Genomic DNA, 20788 nt, shown 5'->3' with positions numbered 1-20788 from the left:
CTCCTGGATGCACCATTTAAACACCGCGATTTTTTAGGTATCTCAATTCTAGTCAGGCAATCATTAGCGCCTGAACAGAAATAGAAAACCGACAATGCATCCATAGCTCAGCTGGATAGAGTACTCGGCTACGAACCGAGCGGTCGGAGGTTCGAATCCTCCTGGATGCACCATTTAAAAACCCCTGCCTTGATAAGGCGGGGGTTTTTCTTTTTATTTCCGTTCAAAAATCACATTTGTTTTATTAATTCTGTTTATAATTTGTGCGGAAGTGCATTGCTACCTCTATGTAATCAGCGACAACTTGACTTGTTTCATATAAAGTGAACTTTTAGTAATAATCTTTTAAACTCCACGGGAGGACAAATTGATCCCGGACGTATCAAAAGCATTGTCATGGTTAGAGGCAAACCCAACCGTATTAAACGGTATTTGCCGAGGCATTGAACGTGAAACATTGCGTGTTACTCCAGACGGTCATTTAGCTAAGACAGAGCATCCAAAATCACTTGGTGCTTCTTTAACGCATAAATGGATTACAACTGATTTTGCTGAATCTCTATTAGAGTTTATTACCCCTGTCGATAGTAATATAGATAGAACCATTGCTTTCCTTAAAGATTTGCATATCTATACCGCTCGGAATCTGAACAATGAAAAAATGTGGCCTTTAAGTATGCCATGTTTTATCGATGAAGAAGAAAATATCACTTTGGCTCAATATGGTACGTCTAACCTAGGCCGCTTTAAGACCTTGTATCGTGAAGGATTAAAGAGTCGTTATGGCGCATTAATGCAAACAATTTCTGGAGTGCATTATAACTTTTCTCTGCCAATGAGTTTTTGGCAGGCGTGGTTAGGTATTAAAGACGCTGAAACAGGAAAAGAGCAGATTTCAGATGGCTATCTTCGTTTGATCCGCAATTATTACCGCTTTGGCTGGGTGATCCCTTATTTATTTGGTGCATCTCCGGCAATCTGTTCTTCATTCTTACGTGGACGAAATACAGCATTATCTTTTGAGAAAACAGAAAGAGGGACTTGTTACCTGCCTTATGCGACTTCGTTGAGGATGAGTGACCTGGGGTATACCAACAAATCGCAAAGTGATCTGAATATTACTTTTAATCATCTTCATACCTATATAGAGGGGCTTAAGAAAGCAATTCATAAGCCATCTGAAGAATTTGCGGCAATCGGTATCAAAAAAGGAGATAAGTACTTACAGCTCAATACTAATGTTCTTCAAATTGAAAATGAGTTGTATGCACCCATTCGTCCAAAGCGAGTCACGAAAGAGAGAGAATCACCTTCAGATGCTTTATTGAGAGGTGGTATAGAATATATTGAAGTGCGTTCTTTAGATATTAATCCTTTTTCCTCTATTGGGGTCGATGAGACGCAAATTCGTTTTCTTGACTTATTTTTGATATGGTGTGCTCTGGCTGATGCCCCTGAAATGGGAAATGAGGAACTTGCCTGTTGTCGTGGAAACTGGAATAAAGTTATCTTAGAAGGGCGTAAACCAGGGTTGTCTATTGGTCTTGGTTATGGGGTTGAACAACAACCGCTTAAGATTGTGGGACAAGAATTATTCAAGGATTTAGAGCGAGTTGCTGAAGTCCTGGATGCCTGTTCAGGGACCCAATATCAATCAGTCTGTAAAGAATTGGTTAATATGTTTGAAGATCCATCACTAACGTTTTCAGCACGTGTCCTGGACAAGATGAAATCTCAGGGGATAGTTGGTTTTGGGTTGGAATTGGCAGGCCAGTATCATAATGAATTGATTGAAGAATATTATTCAATTTTGAATGATGAAAATTTTTCTGTTGAGCGTGAAGCTTCTGTGTCACGCCAGCATGACCTTGAACAGCATGATAACATGAACTTTGAAGGGTATTTAAAACTTCATACAGGGCGTTAAAAAAGAAAAAGGCCACCACAGGTGGCCAAATAAAATATCTTAGAGAATAGGGATGATAACAATTTTTGCGCGTCTTCATATCTTATGACTAGCTGCAAATGAAAAGGTTTCATTTATCTGAAAAAATCTTCATAAAAAATCTGATACCTCAGGAGGTAGTATTATGCCTTTATTGGATAGTTTTACAGTTGACCATACTCGTATGGCTGCACCTGCTGTTAGAGTTGCCAAGACAATGAACACGTCTCACGGCGATACTATCACAGTATTTGATTTACGTTTTTGTGTTCCTAATAAAGCAGTGATGCCAGAACGAGGTATTCACACACTTGAGCATTTGTTTGCAGGTTTTATGCGCAATCATTTGAACGGTGATGGTGTTGAAATCATTGATATTTCTCCAATGGGATGTCGTACTGGTTTTTATATGAGCTTAATCGGTGCTCCAGAAGAATTGAGAGTGGCTGAGTCTTGGAAAGCGGCAATGGAAGATGTGCTAAAAGTTCAAGATCAGAATCAGATCCCAGAATTAAACATTTATCAGTGCGGTACATATGAAATGCACTCATTGAAAGAAGCTCAAGATATTGCTCAACGTATCCTTGATTCTGGTGTTCGTGTCAATTATAACGATGAATTGGCACTGCCTGAAGAAAAACTGGTGGAGCTTCAAGTTTAGTTTGTTAGATATTGTATAACATGTGGTATCTCAACGATTATTACATTTGGTTAAGTAGTCAGATCTGCTTTATATTATTGAGGGGCTAGCTTATTCTGCTAGCCCTGAATTGGTGTTCTTTTCTCTCTATATTTTTGAAATTATCAGATTTTTTAATTATTTTCCTTTGGTTACATAGACAGATTAGATTGAGTATTAATCCGAGTGTATTATAGCGGTTAACTTATTCACTGAATTAATTTTATACTTTATTCGTATTTGGGTTTATCTGCGTTACACGAACTTGCTTGATAACATTATCTTGCACCGCAAGAACCTCAAAATTGTATTTATTAATCTGCACGTTAGCGCTTAATTCAGGAATTTCACCTAGTTCTTCCAGAATCATTCCATTCATTGTCCTTGGACCATCTTCGGGAAGTGCCCAACCGAAAGCCTTATTTAATTCACGTATATTGGCTGTGCCATCAACCAGAACGGAGCCGTCACTTTGCGGCAGAACCTCTTCTGCCAGAGTTGGTGACATGGAAGTGGTAAAATCGCCGACAATTTCTTCCAAAATATCCTCGACAGTCACTAATCCTTGAATATCGCCATATTCATCAACGATCAGACCCGCTTTTTGTTTATTACGTTGGAAATTAATAAGTTGAATATTTAAGGGGGTGCTAACTGGGATAAAGTAGATTTTATCTGCGGCTTTGAGTAAATTTCTTTTTGTAAATTCTTTTTTCTCCATCATCAGTCGATAGGCTTCACGTACTCGGAGCATACCGATAGCATCATCAAGGGAGTCACGATATAACACAATACGTCCATGTGGGGAGTGTGTCAGTTGCCTGATAACGCACTTCCAATCATTGTTAATATCAATGCCGACAATTTCATTACGTGGGATCATAATGTCACCAACGGTGACTTTCTCAAGATCTAATATTGAGAGCAGCATATCTTGATTGCGGCGTGATAGATTGACGTTTGATTCATTTACAATTGTGCGTAGCTCGTCTTTACTGACAGCATCATTGCGGATATTAGAGGTTTTGATACCTAAACAGCGCATAAACAGCAAACTGATCTTATTAAATGACCAAACAAGGGGCAGCATAATTTTTTCTAGCGGGCGTAACAGGAAGCTACTTGGGAATGCAATTCTTTCAGGGTAAAGCGCTGCGATGGTCTTTGGCATCACTTCAGAAAAAATAAGAATAATGAATGTGAGTACACCTGTTGCAATGGCTACACCGGCATCGCCATAGAGTCGCATACCAACGATAGTAGCAAGAGAGGACGCCAAAATATTGACAAGATTATTACCGATAAGTATCAGGCTAATGAGTCTGTCTGGATAACGCAGCAGAGATTCCACCCTGCGTGCGGGATTGTTCCCCTGTTTAGCCAAATGGCGTAAACGATATCGGTTGATTGTCATCATGCTAGTTTCAGAGGCAGAGAAATAAGCTGAAACAATAACCATAACAACAAGAATTATAATCAGTGTACTTGTTGAGACATTCTCCAAAACAGAATTCCTTCCTAATAATTGTACAAATTAGCGATGATAAATTAACTTATTAATAAACCATCATTTCCTGTAATAGCCTGCTACCGAAAAAAGCCAGTGTTAGAATAAATGCGCCAATCAAATTGAACCAAATAACACGTTTGCCACGCCATCCTTCATGATAATGCCCCCAAAGCAAAATAACGTAAATAAACCATGCAATGATAGATAAAACAGATTTATGGATATTTTCTTTACTGAAAATATCATCCATGTACATGATGCCAGTACAGAGTGTCAATGTTAGTAAAATTACACCAACTTGGGTAATGTGAAACATTTTCCGCTCAATTGTCATCAATGGGGGAATACCCGAGGTAAATGTGAGTTTTTTCTTTTTAAGCTGATGATCCAACCAACCCAGTTGTAATGCATAAAGCGCGGCAATGAGTAAGGTAGCATAGCCAAGTAATGCCAGCCCAATATGAATAAATAATTCGATACTACCTTCAAGATGAGTAATAAATTCTCCCGGCATCATGCTAGCTAGTATCAAATTGATCATGGCGAAGCTGTAAACAATCGGCAGTAAAAACCATGCACGTCCACGGAAAGCAACGACTGTCATGATGATGCACATAAGCAAGCTAACAATTGAGCCTAAATTCAATAAAGTGAGATTTTGCCCGCTGCTAACATGAAAAATTTGGTATTTTAATGCAATCACGTGGGCGACTAACGCTACAACGGCAAAAGAAAGTGCCAGTTTTTGATAACTGTTTTGCTGGCGCAATAAACCTGGCACGATGAGCGTCAGACTAATGAGATAGGTAAGTAAAGCAATAATTGAAAATATCAGCATAACGTTTATCGTTTTCACAATGGAATCCATTGGGTATGGATTAAACCTGAAATTTAAGTATACCGCTAGCAGGAGTAGCCTCCAACCGTTGTTAATCATACTTGGGAATCTCTTTGCAGAGATCACATAATCATCGTGCTATAATTTGCGAAATTTGCCATACAGGTAGACCCACCTGTAGATATCTGAGCTGAGACAATGTTTGATAATTTAACTGACAGACTATCGCGCACATTGCGCAATATCAGCGGTCGTGGACGGCTGACTGAAGATAATATTAAAGATACGCTGCGCGAAGTTCGTATGGCTTTGCTCGAAGCGGATGTTGCATTACCTGTCGTGCGCGATTTTATTGCACGAGTCAAAGAAAGCGCTGTAGGGCATGAGGTTAACAAAAGTCTGACTCCAGGTCAGGAATTCGTCAAAATCGTTCAAAATGAATTGGTTACGGCGATGGGAGAGGTTAACAGTGAACTGAACCTTTCCACACAGCCTCCTGCGGTGGTTCTTATGGCTGGTTTGCAAGGTGCAGGTAAAACGACCAGCGTTGCTAAATTAGGTAAATTGCTGAAAGAGAAAAACAAGAAAAAAGTCTTGGTTGTTTCTGCTGACGTATACCGACCTGCGGCGATCAAACAGCTTGAAACCTTGTCTGAAACAGTTGGAGTTGACTTTTTCCCTTCCGATCCACAGGAAAAGCCTGTTGATATTGTCAATAAAGCAATCCAACATGCTAAGTTGAAATTCTATGATGTACTGTTAGTCGATACAGCAGGCCGTCTGCATGTTGATGAAGCTATGATGGATGAAATCAAAGCGGTTCATGCAGCTATCAATCCTGTTGAAACCCTGTTTGTTGTTGATGCAATGACAGGTCAAGATGCGGCAAATACAGCAAAAGCATTCAATGAAGCATTACCATTAACCGGGATTGTCCTGACGAAAGTAGATGGTGATGCACGTGGCGGTGCTGCGCTTTCCATCCGCCATATCACGGGTAAGCCTATCAAATTTCTCGGCGTTGGTGAAAAAACGGATGCATTAGAACCTTTCCATCCTGATCGCATTGCATCCCGCATTCTGGGCATGGGAGATATGCTTTCACTGATCGAGGAGCTTGAAAGCAAAGTTGACCATACCCAAGCGGAAAAATTGGCGTCCAAACTGAAAAAAGGTGACAGCTTTGATTTAAGCGATTTTCTTGAACAGCTTAAACAAATGCGTAATATGGGCGGAATGGCTAGCATGTTGAACAAAATGCCGGGTATGTCGCAGATCCCTGATGCTGTCAAATCTCAAATGGATGACAAAATTCTGGTTAAAATGGAAGCCATCATTAATTCCATGTCGCGTAAAGAGCGTGAAAAACCAGAAATCATCAAAGGTTCCCGTAAGCGCCGTATTGCGATGGGATCGGGCACACAGGTGCAGGATGTCAACCGATTGCTGAAACAGTTTGATGAAATGCAGCGTATGATGAAAAAGATGAAGAAAGGTGGTTTGGCAAAAATGATGCGAGGCATGAAAGGTATGCTACCACCGGGATTTATGGGGCGATAATCAACAAAGTTGCGAAAGAAAATGTTCTTTGGATTGCTTTTTGCGCCAAAGTGAGTAAAATTTTCGGGCTTTTAAATGGACAACCGGACTCCATTCCTCGATGGAGTCTGGTTGTTTTGCTAACTAATGAGGATGTTATGGTAACAATTCGTTTAGCTCGTGGCGGCGCAAAAAAGCGTCCGTTTTATCAAGTAGTCGTGACCGATAGCCGCAATGCGCGTGATGGTCGTTTTATTGAGCGTGTTGGTTTTTTCAACCCAATCGCTTCAGGAAAAGCAGAAACTCTGCGTTTAGATCTGGACCGTGTCGAACATTGGATTGGTCTGGGTGCATCTGTGTCTGATCGTGTTGCTACACTGATCAAAGACGCTAAGAAAGCAGCTTAATCTGTCGCGGTGGTAACAATGAGCAAACAATCTGGTCTGAAGCACCCTGTTGAGCCAATTGTATTGGGGAAGTTAGGGTCTGCATATGGCATTCGTGGTTGGCTCAGAGTTTTTTCTTCCACCGAACATGCCGAAGACATTTTTGAATATCAACCGTGGTTTATTCAACGCTTAGGCCAGTGGCAACACATTGAACTGGAAGCATGGAAATATCATAACCAAGATATTATTGTCAAAATCAAAGACATTGACGATCGGGATGCGGCGAATTTATTCACTAACTGTGAAATTGTGGTGGATTGTGGCCAATTACCAGAACTGGATGAGGGTGATTATTACTGGAAAGACCTTATTGGCTGCCAAGTAATAAATACAGCCGGTTATAACCTTGGGACCATTCATGACATGATGGAAACGGGTTCTAACGATGTGATGGTAATAAAAGCAAACCTGAAAGATGCATTCGGTATCAAGGAGCGGCTGGTTCCGTTTCTTGATGGGCAGGTTATCAAGAAAGTCGATCTCGCTACCAAAACTATTGAGGTAGATTGGGATCCTGGTTTTTAATCTCCGGTAAAAACGGCTTAAATGAGTGGGACGCAGTATGTGGATTGGGGTTATTAGCCTGTTTCCTGAAATGTTCCGCGCAATAACCGATTACGGGGTAACTGGTCGGGCAGTAAAAAATGGCCTGTTGAGTATCGAATGCTGGAATCCAAGGGATTTTACCTACGACCGGCATCGTACTGTTGATGATCGCCCTTATGGCGGTGGTCCAGGCATGCTGATGATGGTGCAACCATTACGGGAAGCCATTCATGCAGCTAAAGCTTCTACAGGTGATGGTGCAAAGGTGATTTATCTTTCACCTCAGGGACGCAAACTCGATCAACAGGGAGTTTGTGAACTGGCAGCAAATGAGAAATTAATTCTGGTTTGCGGGCGTTATGAAGGTATTGATGAGCGTATCATCCAAACCGAAATTGACGAAGAGTGGTCTGTCGGTGATTACGTTCTTAGCGGGGGAGAGCTTCCTGCAATGACGATGATTGACTCGATATCGCGGTTTATTCCGGGAGTATTAGGGCGTCAAGCATCGGCAGAAGAAGACTCATTCGCTGATGGATTGTTGGATTGCCCCCATTATACTCGCCCTGAAGTGTTAGATAGTATGGAAGTTCCCCCAGTTTTGCTGTCGGGAAACCATGCAGAAATTAATCGCTGGCGAATGAAACAGTCGCTTGGCCGAACCTGGTTAAGAAGGCCCGAACTTCTAGAAAACCTAGCTCTGACTGACGAGCAAAGGATGTTGCTATCTGAGTTCCAACGGGAATATCAAGATCAGGCAACGAATTAATCCAGACATATCCCGCCGAAGGGATATCTTTGATATATCAGTTTACCTAGGGTAAGAGAGTTATTATGAGCAACATTATTAAACAACTTGAACAAGAGCAGATGAAGCAAGACGTACCTTCATTCCGTCCGGGTGACACCGTGGAAGTTAAGGTATGGGTCGTTGAAGGTTCTAAAAAGCGTCTGCAGACATTCGAGGGCGTGGTTATTGCGATTCGTAACCGCGGTCTGCACTCTGCATTCACTGTTCGTAAGATTTCTAACGGCGAAGGCGTTGAGCGTGTATTCCAGACTCACTCCCCAGTCGTAGACAGCATCAGTGTTAAACGTCGTGGTGCTGTTCGCAGAGCTAAACTGTACTACCTGCGTGAGCGTTCTGGTAAAGCAGCTCGTATTAAAGAGCGTCTGAACGCAAGATAATACGCTTTTGCTACATCCGAAAGTTATTAAAGGCCAGCGGATATGCTGGCCTTTTTACATTCTAAATCAGGAAACTTATTTTTTCAGTCGTAAGCCTGGTAAGGGTACAGTGAGTTACATAAACGTACTGACTAATACATACCCTACTGTACAGGCACCACTGACGCCAATCAATCCTGGTAAAAGAAAGCTGTGGTTGATAATGAATTTCCCAATTTTTGTTGTACCTGAACGGTCAAAACCAATACAAGCCAAATCGCTTGGATAAGTAGGCAAAACAAAATAGCCATAGGCGGCAGGGAAGAAAGCGATCAGAAGCTTAGGATCAACCCCAAGCTGTAATCCCATTGGTGCAATAGCTGTTAAGGCTGCGGCTTGGCTGTTAACCAGTTTTGATACTAAAAACAGCACAAGGGCATAAGTCCACGGCTGTGCCTGAACCACATCTTCCAGGATTAGTTTTAATTCACCTAAATGTGAGTGGAAGAAGGTATCGCTCATCCATGCCACACCAAAGACAGAAAAAATCGCAACCATACCTGCTTTGAACACGGCACTATTGGCGATTTCACTGGTTTTGACTTTACAGGCCATCAATATAATAGAGCCTGCAATTAACATCATCATCTGGATCACCAGATTCATGGAAAGGGGTTTTAGTGTACCTTTTACTTCAAAAGAAGGACGTAATTCTGTGAATGCACCAAGCAAGACTACAACGGCAATTGCGGCAAAGAAAACCCAGGTTGCCCAATAAGCCTGCTTAGGAAAGACTTGATCCAATAGAGTATCAGACCCACCATAAATAAACTCACGTTGCTTTGGATCTTTGATTTTCGCCTGGAATTCTTCGTCCTGATCAAGATCTTTTCCTCGACGTAGGCTCCATAATGCAGCAAGTATGACTCCAGTGAGTGATGCTGGTATTGAAACAACCAAAATGTCCAAGATCCCGTACGCCTGCCCAATACCATGACTGGCAGCAATAATTGACACCAAAGAAACAACGGCGACAGATACAGGAGAAGCGGTAATTGCTATTTGGGAAGCGACAGAAGCAACAGCCATTGGCCGTTCAGGGCGAATCCCTTTTTTCAAGGCAATATCGCCAATGATTGGAAACATGGTATAAACCACATGACCAGTACCGCAAAGAAAAGTGAGCATCCAAGTGGTCAGTGGTGCCAAAATGGTGATATGTTGCGGGTGACGACGTAGTAAGCGCTCTGCAAACTGCATCATAACATTTAGCCCACCTGCTGTTTGTAAAACGGATGCGCAACCGATAACAGCAAGAATAGTCAGCATTACATCAACGGGGGGTTTACCGGGTTCCAAGCCAAAGACAAATGTCAGTATAAAAAGCCCAATACCACTGATCAGTCCCAACCCCATTCCCGCATAACGCGTACCTATCAATAAACATATGATTATTATAGTAAATTGCAGCGTTATCATATCTATCCTTAACAAATATTTGAAAAATAAATAGAAGTTAGTCATACCGATTTTTGTATCTGCATGACTTATAACTTCATTTGTAAGCTATTAGTCATAGCTTTAGATCTATTGGATATAGCTATTGTTTATAAATATTGGTTTATAGTTTCATGGAAACATTAAAAACACATATTAATATTATTAGAATATTTATATAAAAATGAGATTGAGATCTTGTTTTTATTATTTGATTTATAAAGATATTTATTTGTGTAACAAATTATACGCAGATAGTTAATCAATTATTTCTATTTTGATGTTATTGTAAATCATTATTTACAATGCGTTAACTTTAATGATTGTTTATATATTTTGACATGAAAATAAAATTCAATGGCTTGTTAGTATCTCCACTATATCAATGGACCTTGCATTTTGATGTAAATTAATATTTACAGTTTGTGGGAAATATTTACGATTTTGGATTGTATTCTTTACGGCTCATGGTATGTTATCCAACAGACACTTAGACACATATTAAACAGACAAGGCAGGTAGAAATGATCATGCAAAAAGACGCTCTGAATAACGTTCATATCCTTGATGAGCAAGTCCTCATCACACCGGAAGAGCTGAAACGGAAATATCCGTTGAATAGCCGTGATCGACATGCCATCACAAACGCGCGTAATACTATCGCTGACATTATTCAGCATCGTGATCCTCGTTTATTAGTGGTATGTGGTCCATGTTCAATTCATGATGTGGATGCAGCCTTGGACTATGCCCGCCGTTTGAAAGCGCTTTCTACTGAATTGGGTGATTGTCTGTATATTGTTATGCGTGTCTATTTTGAAAAGCCTCGTACAACTGTTGGTTGGAAAGGGCTAATTAGTGATCCCTATATGGATGGTTCATTTGATATGGATGCGGGGCTGCATATTGCCCGTCGCCTGTTGTTGAACCTGGTAGAAATGGGATTGCCTTTGGCGAATGAGGCACTTGATCCCAATAATCCACAATACTTAGGGGATCTATTTAGCTGGTCAGCAATTGGCGCTAGAACAACTGAATCTCAAACTCATCGTGAAATGGCATCAGGGTTGTCTGTGCCAGTTGGATTTAAAAATGGCACAGATGGTAGTTTAAATACCGCGATTAATGCCATGAAAGCAGCAGCAATGCCTCATCGCTTTATGGGGATAAATCAGTCAGGTCAGGTTTGTTTGTTGCACACTCGGGGTAATCCGAATGGACATGTGATATTGCGTGGTGGTGCCGTGCCGAATTACAGTGCAGAACACGTTGCTGATTGTGAACGCCAAATGATTAAAGCAGGGCTGATACCATCACTGATGATTGATTGCAGTCACGGTAATTCCAATAAAGATTTTCGTCGCCAGAGTATCGTTGTGGATTCTGTTATTGAACAGATGATGTCCAAAAATCAATCCATCATTGGGATTATGTTGGAAAGCCATATTAATGAGGGCAATCAATCCTCCGAGCAGCCTCGTTCTGAGATGGAATATGGTGTTTCGGTGACAGACGCCTGTATTAACTGGCAGACTACGGAGCAAATATTGAGAAAACTGTATCAACAAATCGCTCCACATTTGGCTAATCGAAATATAATGATGGAAAAAGCAGGATAATCAATATGACAACAGAATTGTCACAATTAAGGACTCAAATTGATGAGGTAGATAAAACCTTATTATCGTTGCTGGTGAAAAGAATGAATTTAGTCGCGCAAGTTGGTGAAGTTAAAAGTCAACTCGGCTTACCGATTTATGATCCTGATAGGGAGGCTGCTATGTTGGCTTCCCGCCGTCAGGAGGCGGAAAATATGGGAATTCCGCCTGATTTGATTGAAGATATCTTACGCCGAATTATGCGGGAGTCTTATGCCAGTGAGAATAACAAAGGCTTTAAAAAACTCGCCACTCATTTAGGACCTGTGGTCATTGTAGGTGGTTCAGGCAAAATGGGCCGATTATTCAGTCGATTGTTGACGTTGTCTGGCTATGAAGTCAGGGTGCTCGAAGCTGACGATTGGGATAACGTCGAACATATATTGGCTGGAGCAGGGATGGTGATCGTCAGTGTTCCCATTCATTTGACAGAGAAGATTATCCGTCGATTGCCTCCTTTGCCAGAACAGTGCATTTTAGTTGATTTGGCTTCAATCAAACAAAGACCGTTAAGTGCGATGCTTGAAGTACATAAAGGGCCTGTTTTAGGGTTACATCCTATGTTTGGGCCAGATATAGGTAGCTTTGCGAAACAAGTGGTTGTGTATTGCGATGGGCGCTATCCAGAGTCATACCAATGGTTTTTGGAACAGATTTCAGTATGGGGAGCGAGGTTGTACCCCATCACCGCAGAGAAGCATGATAGAAATATGAGTTTCATTCAGGCGTTGCGTCATTTCACTACCTTCTCTTACGGACGGTATCTTGCAAAGGAAGATATCGACTTACAGCAATTACTTTCGCTGTCTTCACCGATATATCGATTGGAGCTAGCGATGGTAGGACGATTATTTGCACAAGATGCCCAACTGTATGCTGATATTATTATGTCTAGTCCTGAAAATATTGCACTTATACGTGGCTATTACCAAAGTTTCGGGCAGGTGCTGGAAATTTTGGAACAACAAGATAAGTCAGCTTTTATTGAGAGCTTTAACCAAGTGAGTGGTTGGTTTGGTGATGAAGCAGCTCGATTTATGAAGGAAAGTCGAGTGCTTTTGCAGCAGGCTAGTGACAACCGAGTATAGGCCTTATTTTAAAACCGGATAGAAACATCCGGTTTCGTTTTTTACTTTAGATAGGATCGATAGGAATGACATTTTCTGATGGGTAAGATCCTAACACTTTCAGCAAACGAGTAATTTCTGTCAATTCTTTCAATGCATGTTGCATTTTCATGGAGCGCAGATTGACTTGCACATCAATATAAAACATCTCTTCCCACGGTTTGCCGTTTATTGGGCGAGACTCTAATTTACTCATGGGGATATCATGTTTCTTTAGGATAATGAGAGCATCAACCAGTGCTCCTGCTTGTTGTCCGGTTGACATAATAAATGTGGTTTTGGCAGGAACTTGATCGGATACGTCAATAGGTTTGCGGGCAACAACAATAAAGCGAGTGCTATTCTCTTGCTGATTCGCTAAATTATTTTCTAAAACATGTAATCCATAGAGAGTGCCGCCTGCTTCACTACCCAATGCGGCTATTTCTGGTGAGTTAAGTTCAGCCACTTTTTGCATAGCAGCAGCAGTGCTTTCACAATAGACAATATTCCAGTCAGGATATCTATTGAGATATTGGCTACATTGTTGAAAAGGTTGGGAATGGCTATAAACGGTTTTTATCCTTGAGATATCAGTTTGCCCGGCAATCAATAGACAGTGGTTGATTGGCAGAGTTATCTCTCCAACAAGGGATAAGGGGGTATGTTGCAATAAATCATAAACCTCATTGATTGCCCCTGAACTGGTATTTTCCAGTGGTAGGATGCCATAATCAGCCTGACCAATCTCAACCAGTGAGAAAATATCTGAGAATTTGTGACAACTGCACTCAACCAACTGATTAAAGTGACGAGCAGCAAATTGTCGGGCTGCAATATGAGAATATGAACCTTTTGGCCCTAAAAAAGTAATACGGGCAGAATCGTAAGGTGTCTGATTCAGATATTGTTGTAATAACGCCTGTTGGGTGAGAACAGAATCCTCAATGATCATCTGAAATAATCGTGTAATGTAAAATCCATCTAATCCGCGTAACTTTCCTTTATTTATCAATGTATTCAATAATTCTCGTTCACGGTTTTTATCTCGGATAGGGCGATGATCGAGCAGTTTTGTTTGGGCGATGTCACTGGCTAATTGTCGGCGTTTAGCAAGTAGATCCAACAATTCCGCATCAATATGACTAATTTCTTCTCGTAAACTCACTAAGTCTCTTTCCATAATATGTTCCTGACATTCTTATTATGAGTGTAGCCTGTGCATCATAGATATCTTTTTGATCAGTAAAACAAAAAACCTCCCTGTTGATGGGAGGTTTTTATTCGTCTTCTTAAATTTTCTTTGAAACGAATCAACCTCCTTATGAGAAGGTGGAAAAAAAGAAAAATAACAAAGACGGTTTGATAATCATTTGACCTGTTAGCATGCTACTTTATGGTTTCAATAATGTATTTTAATTAACCTATTTAGCTTGAAGTGTCAACAGGCAGTAAAAACGCGCTCATTGAGCGCGTTAGGGCAAAAATCAGGGGGGATTATACTTCTAAGTTGAGATTATTAGACTCTTTAACACTATTATCTGTGCGGCGAGCTTCTGCTTTATGCTGCACTTTATTGAGTTGGCGCTCTAATTTTGTCAGCAGATCATTGATTGCCGCGTACATATCTTCATGTTTAGCGCTGGCCACTAACGTGCCATTCGGTGTGCCGATTGTGGCATCAACCAAGAATCCTTGCGGTTCTTTTGATAGTACGATATGTGGATTTATTAGATTAACTTGCCATTTGCTTAACTTACTTAGACGGTCTTCTACATGGCTACGAATTGCGGGGGTAATTTCCATTTGTTTGCTGGTAATGTTCACTAACATATAGTTACCTCTTTAGATGTTACTCCGTCTCTGGTCCATTCAGCATAGCGCCATTTTGCATAAAAAGAATGATCTAAATCACTTTTATTGAGTGATTTTGGTAGTAAGTAATGGAATTGTGATAGCCAAGGAAGATATGGAGAATATTTGTTGCTAAGAAAAGAGTTATGCGTCATTATTGGTCAGTTGTGGGATTATTAAATTACGTTATAATTACAAAGATTTCATTGTTTTCAAGGTGAAAATAATGAAAATATAGCCAAACATGACAAAAATTGCGCTAATGTGTTCAGTTATTTTGTGTAAATAATACACAAAGCAAAAAACAAGTCTTACAAAAATCACACTTTTAGTAGTGATATTTCTGACAATAACAACCCTGGCAACTTCAACGAGTAGATAAAAAAACAGCAGCCATTTAGCTACTGTTTTGAGCACTTGTTCAAATCTGATGGGATGAGATTTTATACAGGGTTGGCAGCGATCAGCTGTGCCACTTTATTGGCTTCAGCCGTCAATCCTAATTCTTTATAAGCTAACATCATATAAGGGAGTGCTTTCCGGGTTGGATTAGCATCAGGGTAGTCTCGTAGCATTTGTTCTACTCGATTGACAACAGCTACATAAGCATTGCGTTTAGTGTAATATTGCACAACTGCAAGTTCATATTTGGCTAAACGCTCTTTGAGGAATATTAACCGCTTGGTAGCATCAGTTGAATATTGACTGTTTGGGTAATAGCGCACCAGTTGGTTGAAATCACGGAATGCAGCACGGGCATGTTCAGGATCACGATTTGAACGATCAATACCGAACAGCCCTTGTAATGGGCTGTCATCATCCAGAGTTTGCGAAACCAAACCACGCATATAGAGTACATAATCGATATTAGGGTGGGTTGGATTCAGGCGCATGAAACGGTCAATGGATGCGAGAGCCAGAGGGTATTCCGCTGATTTGTAATAGGCGTAGATCAGATCAAGTTGAACTTGCTGGGAGTACGGGCCAAAAGGATATCGGTTATCAAGGGATTCCAATTGTTTGATAGCCGATTTATAGTTACCTTCTTGCAGTTTTTCCTGCCCAATTGAATAAATTTGAGATGGCGGGATATCAGGAACAGCATCCTTATTGTTAGAGCATCCAGATAGAACCAGGCTCAATGTGGTCGCTGCCACCAGATATTTCATGCGAATCATCACGTGTTGATTATCCTCTGAGTGTTTTCTGGGAGACTGTCCGTGAAGCTCCCGGCAAAATATGAGTTACAATAGCACACTATTTTAAATGAAACGGCCTCGCCGTCAAAACTCAACGTAAAATATAGAAGTTATAATGGCACAACAAATCCGACTTAATGCAATAGTCGCTGAATCTCAGCTAGGTCAACGTTTAGATCAAGCATTGGCTGAATTGTTCCCTGATTACTCCAGGTCACGTATAAAAGAGTGGATCTTGGATAATAAAGTTCAAGTTAATGGCAAATTAATTAGCAAACCAAAAGAAAAAGTCCTGGGCGGTGAAGAAATTTCCGTTGACGCTATCATTGAAGAAGATACGCGTTGGGAGCCACAGAATATCGAACTGAATATTGTCTATGAAGATGACGATATTTTGGTCATCAATAAACCACGTGATTTGGTTGTTCATCCGGGGGCAGGTAATCCTGACGGTACTGTGTTGAACGCCTTGTTATATCATTATCCTGAAATTGCAGATGTTCCCCGTGCAGGTATTGTTCATCGTCTTGACAAAGATACGACAGGGCTAATGGTTGTGGCAAAAAACGTTCCGGCACAAACTCGTTTGGTGGAATCTTTACAATTACGTGAAATAACCCGTGAATATGAAGCGGTTGCTTTGGGATGTATGACGGCTGGAGGAACGGTAGAAGAACCTATCTCCCGCCATCCAACAAAACGGACACACATGGCAGTACATCCTATGGGTAAACCTGCTGTTACCCATTATCGTGTTATGGAACATTTCCGGGCGCATACTCGATTGCGTTTACGTTTGGAGACAGGCAGAACACACCAAATTCGGGTGCACATGGCACATATAAAACACCCGTTAGTGGGTGATCCTCTGTACGGTGGGCGACCTCGTCCCTTAAAAGGGGCTTCTGATAAATTTCGCGAGATGATGCGCAATTTTGATCGCCAGGCATTGCATGCAACCATGTTACGCCTTTACCATCCGATCACTGGAATTGAGATGGAATGGCATGCGCCATTACCGGACGACATGGTTAAGTTGATTGAAGTGATGAAAGCGGATGCCGAGACTTTCAAAGATGAGATGGATTGGTAGGTAAATGACACCACTGATTTTTCCTGATTGGCCACAGCCTGATAATGTTGGCGCTTGCAGTACTACTCGTTTAGGCGGAGTAAGCCAGTCCCCATATGACAGTTTAAATCTGGGTAATCATGTTGGGGACGTTCCAGAATACGTGGAACGGAATAGAACGCTGTTGGTTGAATATGCCCAATTGCCGCAGCAGCCTATATGGTTGGAGCAAGTACATGGAATACGTGTTATCACACTTGATGGTCAGCCATTGGTGAATAATCAGGCTGATGCCGTTTACACGAATATACCTGATCAGGTTTGTGCTGTGATGACAGCAGATTGCTTACCAGTTCTTTTTTGCAGTATTTCTGGTGATGAAGTCGCGGCGGCTCATGCAGGATGGCGCGGATTATGCGCCGGAGTGTTGGAGAATACCGTGTCTCGATTTAGCGCAAAACCTGACATGATCCGTGCGTGGTTGGGGCCTGCTATTGGCCCTGAAAAATTTGAGGTGGGATGTGAGGTTAGGGAAGCTTTCATCGCAACCAATCCTGATCTGGAACACGCTTTCACGCCTTATGGCGATAAGTTTCTGGCAAATATTTACTTACTGGCTAAATTAAAGTTGCAGTCAGTAGGAATAACAGACATTTTTGGTGGAGCCGCATGTACTGTCATGGAGGAAAAAAACTTTTTCTCCTATCGTCGTGATGGTAATACAGGGCGAATGGCAACTTTAATCTGGTTGCGATAACCTACTTTACAGGACGATCTTTGACGTATAGCGGTAAGTTTCCAATTAACTTTACAGAAGACCTTGAATATTTAAGGAATGGCCTTATCTAGTCTCCAGTAGCAAATTCTGACCAGTATTGGAGGTGTTATGCGTCTGGATCGTCTTACCAATAAATTCCAGCTTGCTCTCGCTGACGCCCAATCCCTCGCATTAGGGCGTGATAATCAATTCATCGAACCTATCCACTTGATGAGTGCATTAATTAATCAAGAAGGTGGTTCAGTACGTCCTTTATTGGCCTCGGCAGGGGTGGATACGGGAAGCTTCAATGATCAACTGAATCAGGCTCTGAACCGATTGCCGAAAGTAGAAGGCAATGGTGGAGATGTGCAGGTATCCAACGAACTGGGACGTTATTTAAACTTGTGTGACAAACTTGCCCAAAAATCAGGTGATAACTTCATTTCTTCTGAACTCTATGTTCTGGCAGCGATAGAAGAACGTGGAACATTAAGTGACATGTTGAAAGCGGCGGGAGCAACCAAAGATAAAATCACTAAGGCAATAGAGCAAATGCGCGGTGGTGAAAAAGTAAATGAGCAAGGCGCAGAAGATCAGCGCCAAGCGTTAAAGAAATATACTATTGATCTGACTGAGCGTGCTGAACAAGGCAAATTAGATCCTGTAATTGGGCGTGATGAAGAAATTCGTCGAACTATTCAGGTATTGCAGCGCCGAACCAAAAATAACCCTGTCCTCATTGGTGAACCAGGGGTCGGGAAGACCGCGATTGTCGAAGGTTTGGCTCAGCGTATTGTTAATGGTGAAATTCCAGAAGGGCTGAAAAACAAACGTGTTCTGTCCCTTGATATGGGCGCGTTATTAGCCGGTGCTAAATATCGTGGTGAATTCGAAGAGCGTTTGAAAGGTGTTTTGAACGATCTTGCCAAACAGGAAGGTTCAGTCATTCTGTTTATTGATGAATTGCATACCATGGTAGGCGCAGGCAAAGCCGAAGGCGCAATGGATGCCGGTAACATGTTAAAACCCGCTCTGGCTCGTGGAGAACTGCATTGCGTCGGGGCAACAACACTTGATGAGTATCGTCAATATATAGAAAAAGATGCAGCCTTAGAGCGTCGTTTCCAGAAAGTTTATGTGGCAGAACCTACGGTTGAGGACACGATTGCTATTTTACGTGGGCTGAAAGAGCGATATGAGTTGCATCATCACGTCCAAATTACTGATCCGGCCATCGTAGCGGCTGCAACATTATCTCATCGCTATATTTCTGATCGTATGCTGCCTGACAAAGCCATTGACCTCATTGATGAAGCAGGGGCAAGTCTGCGTATGCAGATGGATTCTAAACCAGAAGCACTGGATCGCCTTGAGCGTCGTGTTATTCAATTAAAGCTTGAGCAGCAAGCACTGAAAAAAGAGTCTGATGATGCCAGTAAAAAACGTTTAGAGATGCTGAACGAAGAATTGGCAGAAAAAGAACGTGAATATTCTGAATTGGAAGAAGAGTGGAAAGCAGAAAAAGCTGAACTTAGTGGTACTCAGAATATTAAGGCTGAATTAGAAAATGCCCGTATTGAATTAGAAAAAGCTCGCCGTAGTGGTGACTTGGCTAAAATGTCTGAAATTCAGTACGGAAAAATTCCGGAATTGGAAAAACGTCTGGCGACAGCAACAACAGCAGAAAATCGTCATATGAAGCTGCTGCGTAACAAAGTCACAGATGCTGAAATCGCTGAAATACTCGCGCGTTGGACAGGGATCCCTGTATCCAGGATGTTGGAAAGCGAAAAGGATAAGCTACTGCGTATGGAGCAAGAATTGCATAAACGCGTGATAGGGCAGAATGAAGCTGTTGATGCCGTATCGAATGCAATTCGTCGTAGCAGAGCGGGATTATCTGATCCCAATCGTCCAATCGGTTCTTTCATGTTCCTGGGACCGACAGGGGTGGGGAAAACAGAATTGTGTAAAGCATTGGCTAATTTCTTGTTCGACAGTGATGATGCCATGGTGCGCATTGATATGTCAGAGTTTATGGAAAAACATGCCGTTTCAAGGTTGGTGGGAGCGCCTCCCGGCTATGTTGGATATGAAGAAGGCGGGTATCTGACAGAAGCGGTGCGCCGTCGTCCTTATTCGGTCATTTTGCTGGATGAGGTAGAGAAAGCTCATCCAGATGTTTTCAATATCTTATTGCAGGTATTGGATGATGGCCGGTTGACTGATGGTCAGGGCAGAACGGTTGATTTTCGTAACACGGTTGTGATTATGACTTCTAACTTAGGCTCCGATATGATTCAGGAGCGCTTTGGTTCACTGGATTATATAGGTATGAAAAATATGGTGATGGAGGTGGTTGGTCACCATTTCAGACCTGAGTTTATCAACCGGGTTGATGAAGTTGTTGTGTTCCATCCATTAGGAAAAGAACATCTGAAATCTATTACGAATATTCAATTGCAGCGTTTATACCAGCGTTTGGAAGATCATGGTTATCAAGTGGAGATAACACCTCCAGCGCTGGAAAAACTAAGCGAAGCTGGTTTTGATCCTGTCTATGGGGCTCGTCCATTGAAACGGGCTATCCAGCAAGAGATTGAAAACCCACTGGCCCAGCAAATTCTTTCTGGCAAATTGATTCCAGGTAAATTAGTGATTCTGGAGTTGGAAGACAATCGTATTGTTGCAAACCAATAATATTGGCTGCTTAAAAAGTTTTTAGGAGGTGTTTTTGCACCTCTTTTTTCTTTTTATAGATTGGAAAAACAACAAATCCGGGTGTTTTGGGTGATAAATAATCGGTTGAAGTCTTTTTTTAAAATAACTATTGCCAGTATCATAAAACTCCCTATAATGCGCTTCCGTTGTCACGACAAACACACAAACCGGTCGGGATGACAACGTGAAAGGCCCTGAAAAATAAGGCTTGACACGAAAAGAGGAAAGCGTAAGATACGCAGCCTCGC

At 41.6% G+C, this 20788-nt stretch carries 19 protein-coding genes and 1 tRNA gene; 13 read left to right on the top strand and 7 right to left on the bottom strand.

Annotated elements, in window-relative coordinates:
- Nucleotides 1-96: 96 nt before the first annotated feature.
- The 3 genes from ABLA76_RS04955 to luxS all read left to right on the top strand — a co-directional run bounded on the left by ABLA76_RS04955 (nt 97) and on the right by luxS (nt 2606).
- A tRNA-Arg gene (locus ABLA76_RS04955) sits at nt 97-173 on the top strand.
- Nucleotides 174-367: 194 nt separating this feature from the next.
- Nucleotides 368-1927, top strand: coding sequence for a glutamate--cysteine ligase (gene gshA / locus ABLA76_RS04950; protein ID WP_348987088.1), 1560 nt, complete (start codon nt 368-370; stop codon nt 1925-1927).
- A 163-nt stretch (nt 1928-2090) separates the two neighbouring features.
- On the top strand, nt 2091-2606 hold the full coding sequence (gene luxS / locus ABLA76_RS04945; protein ID WP_047771889.1) for an S-ribosylhomocysteine lyase: 516 nt from the start codon (nt 2091-2093) through the stop codon (nt 2604-2606).
- Between the two features lie 241 nt (nt 2607-2847).
- On the opposite strand, the gene ABLA76_RS04940 is transcribed toward luxS, so the two are convergent.
- Nucleotides 2848-4128: an HlyC/CorC family transporter gene (locus ABLA76_RS04940; RefSeq protein WP_047771888.1), complete on the bottom strand. Its 1281-nt coding sequence runs from the start codon at nt 4126-4128 to the stop codon at nt 2848-2850.
- A gap of 52 nt (nt 4129-4180) precedes the next feature.
- Nucleotides 4181-4972 carry an inner membrane protein YpjD gene (locus tag ABLA76_RS04935; protein WP_285811713.1) on the bottom strand — a complete coding sequence of 264 codons (792 nt, stop codon included), beginning with the start codon at nt 4970-4972 and terminating at the stop codon, nt 4181-4183.
- Between the two features lie 198 nt (nt 4973-5170).
- Between ABLA76_RS04935 and ffh the strand changes: the two genes are divergently transcribed.
- The 5 genes from ffh (at nt 5171) to rplS (ending at nt 8694) form a co-directional block, all read left to right on the top strand.
- A complete protein-coding gene (ffh, locus tag ABLA76_RS04930; protein ID WP_348987087.1) occupies nt 5171-6532 on the top strand; it encodes a signal recognition particle protein in 1362 nt (453 codons plus the stop codon).
- A 137-nt stretch (nt 6533-6669) separates the two neighbouring features.
- Entirely contained in the window at nt 6670-6918 is a 249-nt protein-coding gene (gene rpsP / locus ABLA76_RS04925) for a 30S ribosomal protein S16 (RefSeq protein WP_047771885.1), read from the top strand.
- Between the two features lie 18 nt (nt 6919-6936).
- Nucleotides 6937-7485 (top strand): ribosome maturation factor RimM, encoded by a 549-nt coding sequence (gene rimM / locus ABLA76_RS04920; RefSeq protein ID WP_047771884.1) that lies wholly within the window; start codon nt 6937-6939, stop codon nt 7483-7485.
- Nucleotides 7486-7522: 37 nt separating this feature from the next.
- Nucleotides 7523-8275 (top strand): tRNA (guanosine(37)-N1)-methyltransferase TrmD, encoded by a 753-nt coding sequence (gene trmD / locus ABLA76_RS04915; protein WP_348987086.1) that lies wholly within the window; start codon nt 7523-7525, stop codon nt 8273-8275.
- A 65-nt stretch (nt 8276-8340) separates the two neighbouring features.
- On the top strand, nt 8341-8694 hold the full coding sequence (rplS, locus tag ABLA76_RS04910) for a 50S ribosomal protein L19 (protein WP_047771881.1): 354 nt from the start codon (nt 8341-8343) through the stop codon (nt 8692-8694).
- Between the two features lie 114 nt (nt 8695-8808).
- On the opposite strand, the gene ABLA76_RS04905 is transcribed toward rplS, so the two are convergent.
- The gene (locus ABLA76_RS04905) at nt 8809-10152 is read right to left on the bottom strand and encodes an anaerobic C4-dicarboxylate transporter (RefSeq protein WP_348987085.1); all 1344 of its coding nucleotides are present in this window, start codon (nt 10150-10152) and stop codon (nt 8809-8811) included.
- Between the two features lie 542 nt (nt 10153-10694).
- Between ABLA76_RS04905 and ABLA76_RS04900 the strand changes: the two genes are divergently transcribed.
- Both ABLA76_RS04900 and tyrA read left to right on the top strand, forming a co-directional pair.
- Nucleotides 10695-11789, top strand: coding sequence for a 3-deoxy-7-phosphoheptulonate synthase (locus tag ABLA76_RS04900; RefSeq protein WP_348987084.1), 1095 nt, complete (start codon nt 10695-10697; stop codon nt 11787-11789).
- 5 nt (nt 11790-11794) lie between these two features.
- The gene (gene tyrA / locus ABLA76_RS04895; protein ID WP_348987083.1) at nt 11795-12916 is read left to right on the top strand and encodes a bifunctional chorismate mutase/prephenate dehydrogenase; all 1122 of its coding nucleotides are present in this window, start codon (nt 11795-11797) and stop codon (nt 12914-12916) included.
- Between the two features lie 46 nt (nt 12917-12962).
- Here the strand turns inward: tyrA and pheA are convergent, their stop codons facing one another.
- From pheA to bamD, 3 genes are all read right to left on the bottom strand, one after another.
- Nucleotides 12963-14117: a bifunctional chorismate mutase/prephenate dehydratase gene (gene pheA, locus ABLA76_RS04890; protein ID WP_348987082.1), complete on the bottom strand. Its 1155-nt coding sequence runs from the start codon at nt 14115-14117 to the stop codon at nt 12963-12965.
- A 314-nt stretch (nt 14118-14431) separates the two neighbouring features.
- The gene (raiA, locus tag ABLA76_RS04885) at nt 14432-14767 is read right to left on the bottom strand and encodes a ribosome-associated translation inhibitor RaiA (RefSeq protein ID WP_285811426.1); all 336 of its coding nucleotides are present in this window, start codon (nt 14765-14767) and stop codon (nt 14432-14434) included.
- A gap of 464 nt (nt 14768-15231) precedes the next feature.
- On the bottom strand, nt 15232-15966 hold the full coding sequence (gene bamD / locus ABLA76_RS04880) for an outer membrane protein assembly factor BamD (protein ID WP_285811711.1): 735 nt from the start codon (nt 15964-15966) through the stop codon (nt 15232-15234).
- Between the two features lie 136 nt (nt 15967-16102).
- Between bamD and rluD the strand changes: the two genes are divergently transcribed.
- From rluD to clpB, 3 genes are all read left to right on the top strand, one after another.
- On the top strand, nt 16103-17080 hold the full coding sequence (gene rluD / locus ABLA76_RS04875) for a 23S rRNA pseudouridine(1911/1915/1917) synthase RluD (RefSeq protein WP_047771869.1): 978 nt from the start codon (nt 16103-16105) through the stop codon (nt 17078-17080).
- A gap of 4 nt (nt 17081-17084) precedes the next feature.
- Entirely contained in the window at nt 17085-17816 is a 732-nt protein-coding gene (yfiH, locus tag ABLA76_RS04870) for a purine nucleoside phosphorylase YfiH (protein ID WP_348987081.1), read from the top strand.
- A gap of 129 nt (nt 17817-17945) precedes the next feature.
- Nucleotides 17946-20519 (top strand): ATP-dependent chaperone ClpB, encoded by a 2574-nt coding sequence (gene clpB / locus ABLA76_RS04865; RefSeq protein WP_348987080.1) that lies wholly within the window; start codon nt 17946-17948, stop codon nt 20517-20519.
- A 21-nt stretch (nt 20520-20540) separates the two neighbouring features.
- On the opposite strand, the gene ABLA76_RS04860 is transcribed toward clpB, so the two are convergent.
- The coding region (locus tag ABLA76_RS04860; RefSeq protein ID WP_348987079.1) for a hypothetical protein at nt 20541-20788 on the bottom strand (248 nt) is incomplete at its 5' end.

The organism is Xenorhabdus sp. SGI240, from assembly GCF_040081915.1.
Taxonomy (GTDB): domain Bacteria; phylum Pseudomonadota; class Gammaproteobacteria; order Enterobacterales; family Enterobacteriaceae; genus Xenorhabdus; species Xenorhabdus bakwenae.
Note: the sequence above shows the minus strand (reverse complement) of the source record. Positions and strands in the feature narration are given on the sequence as shown.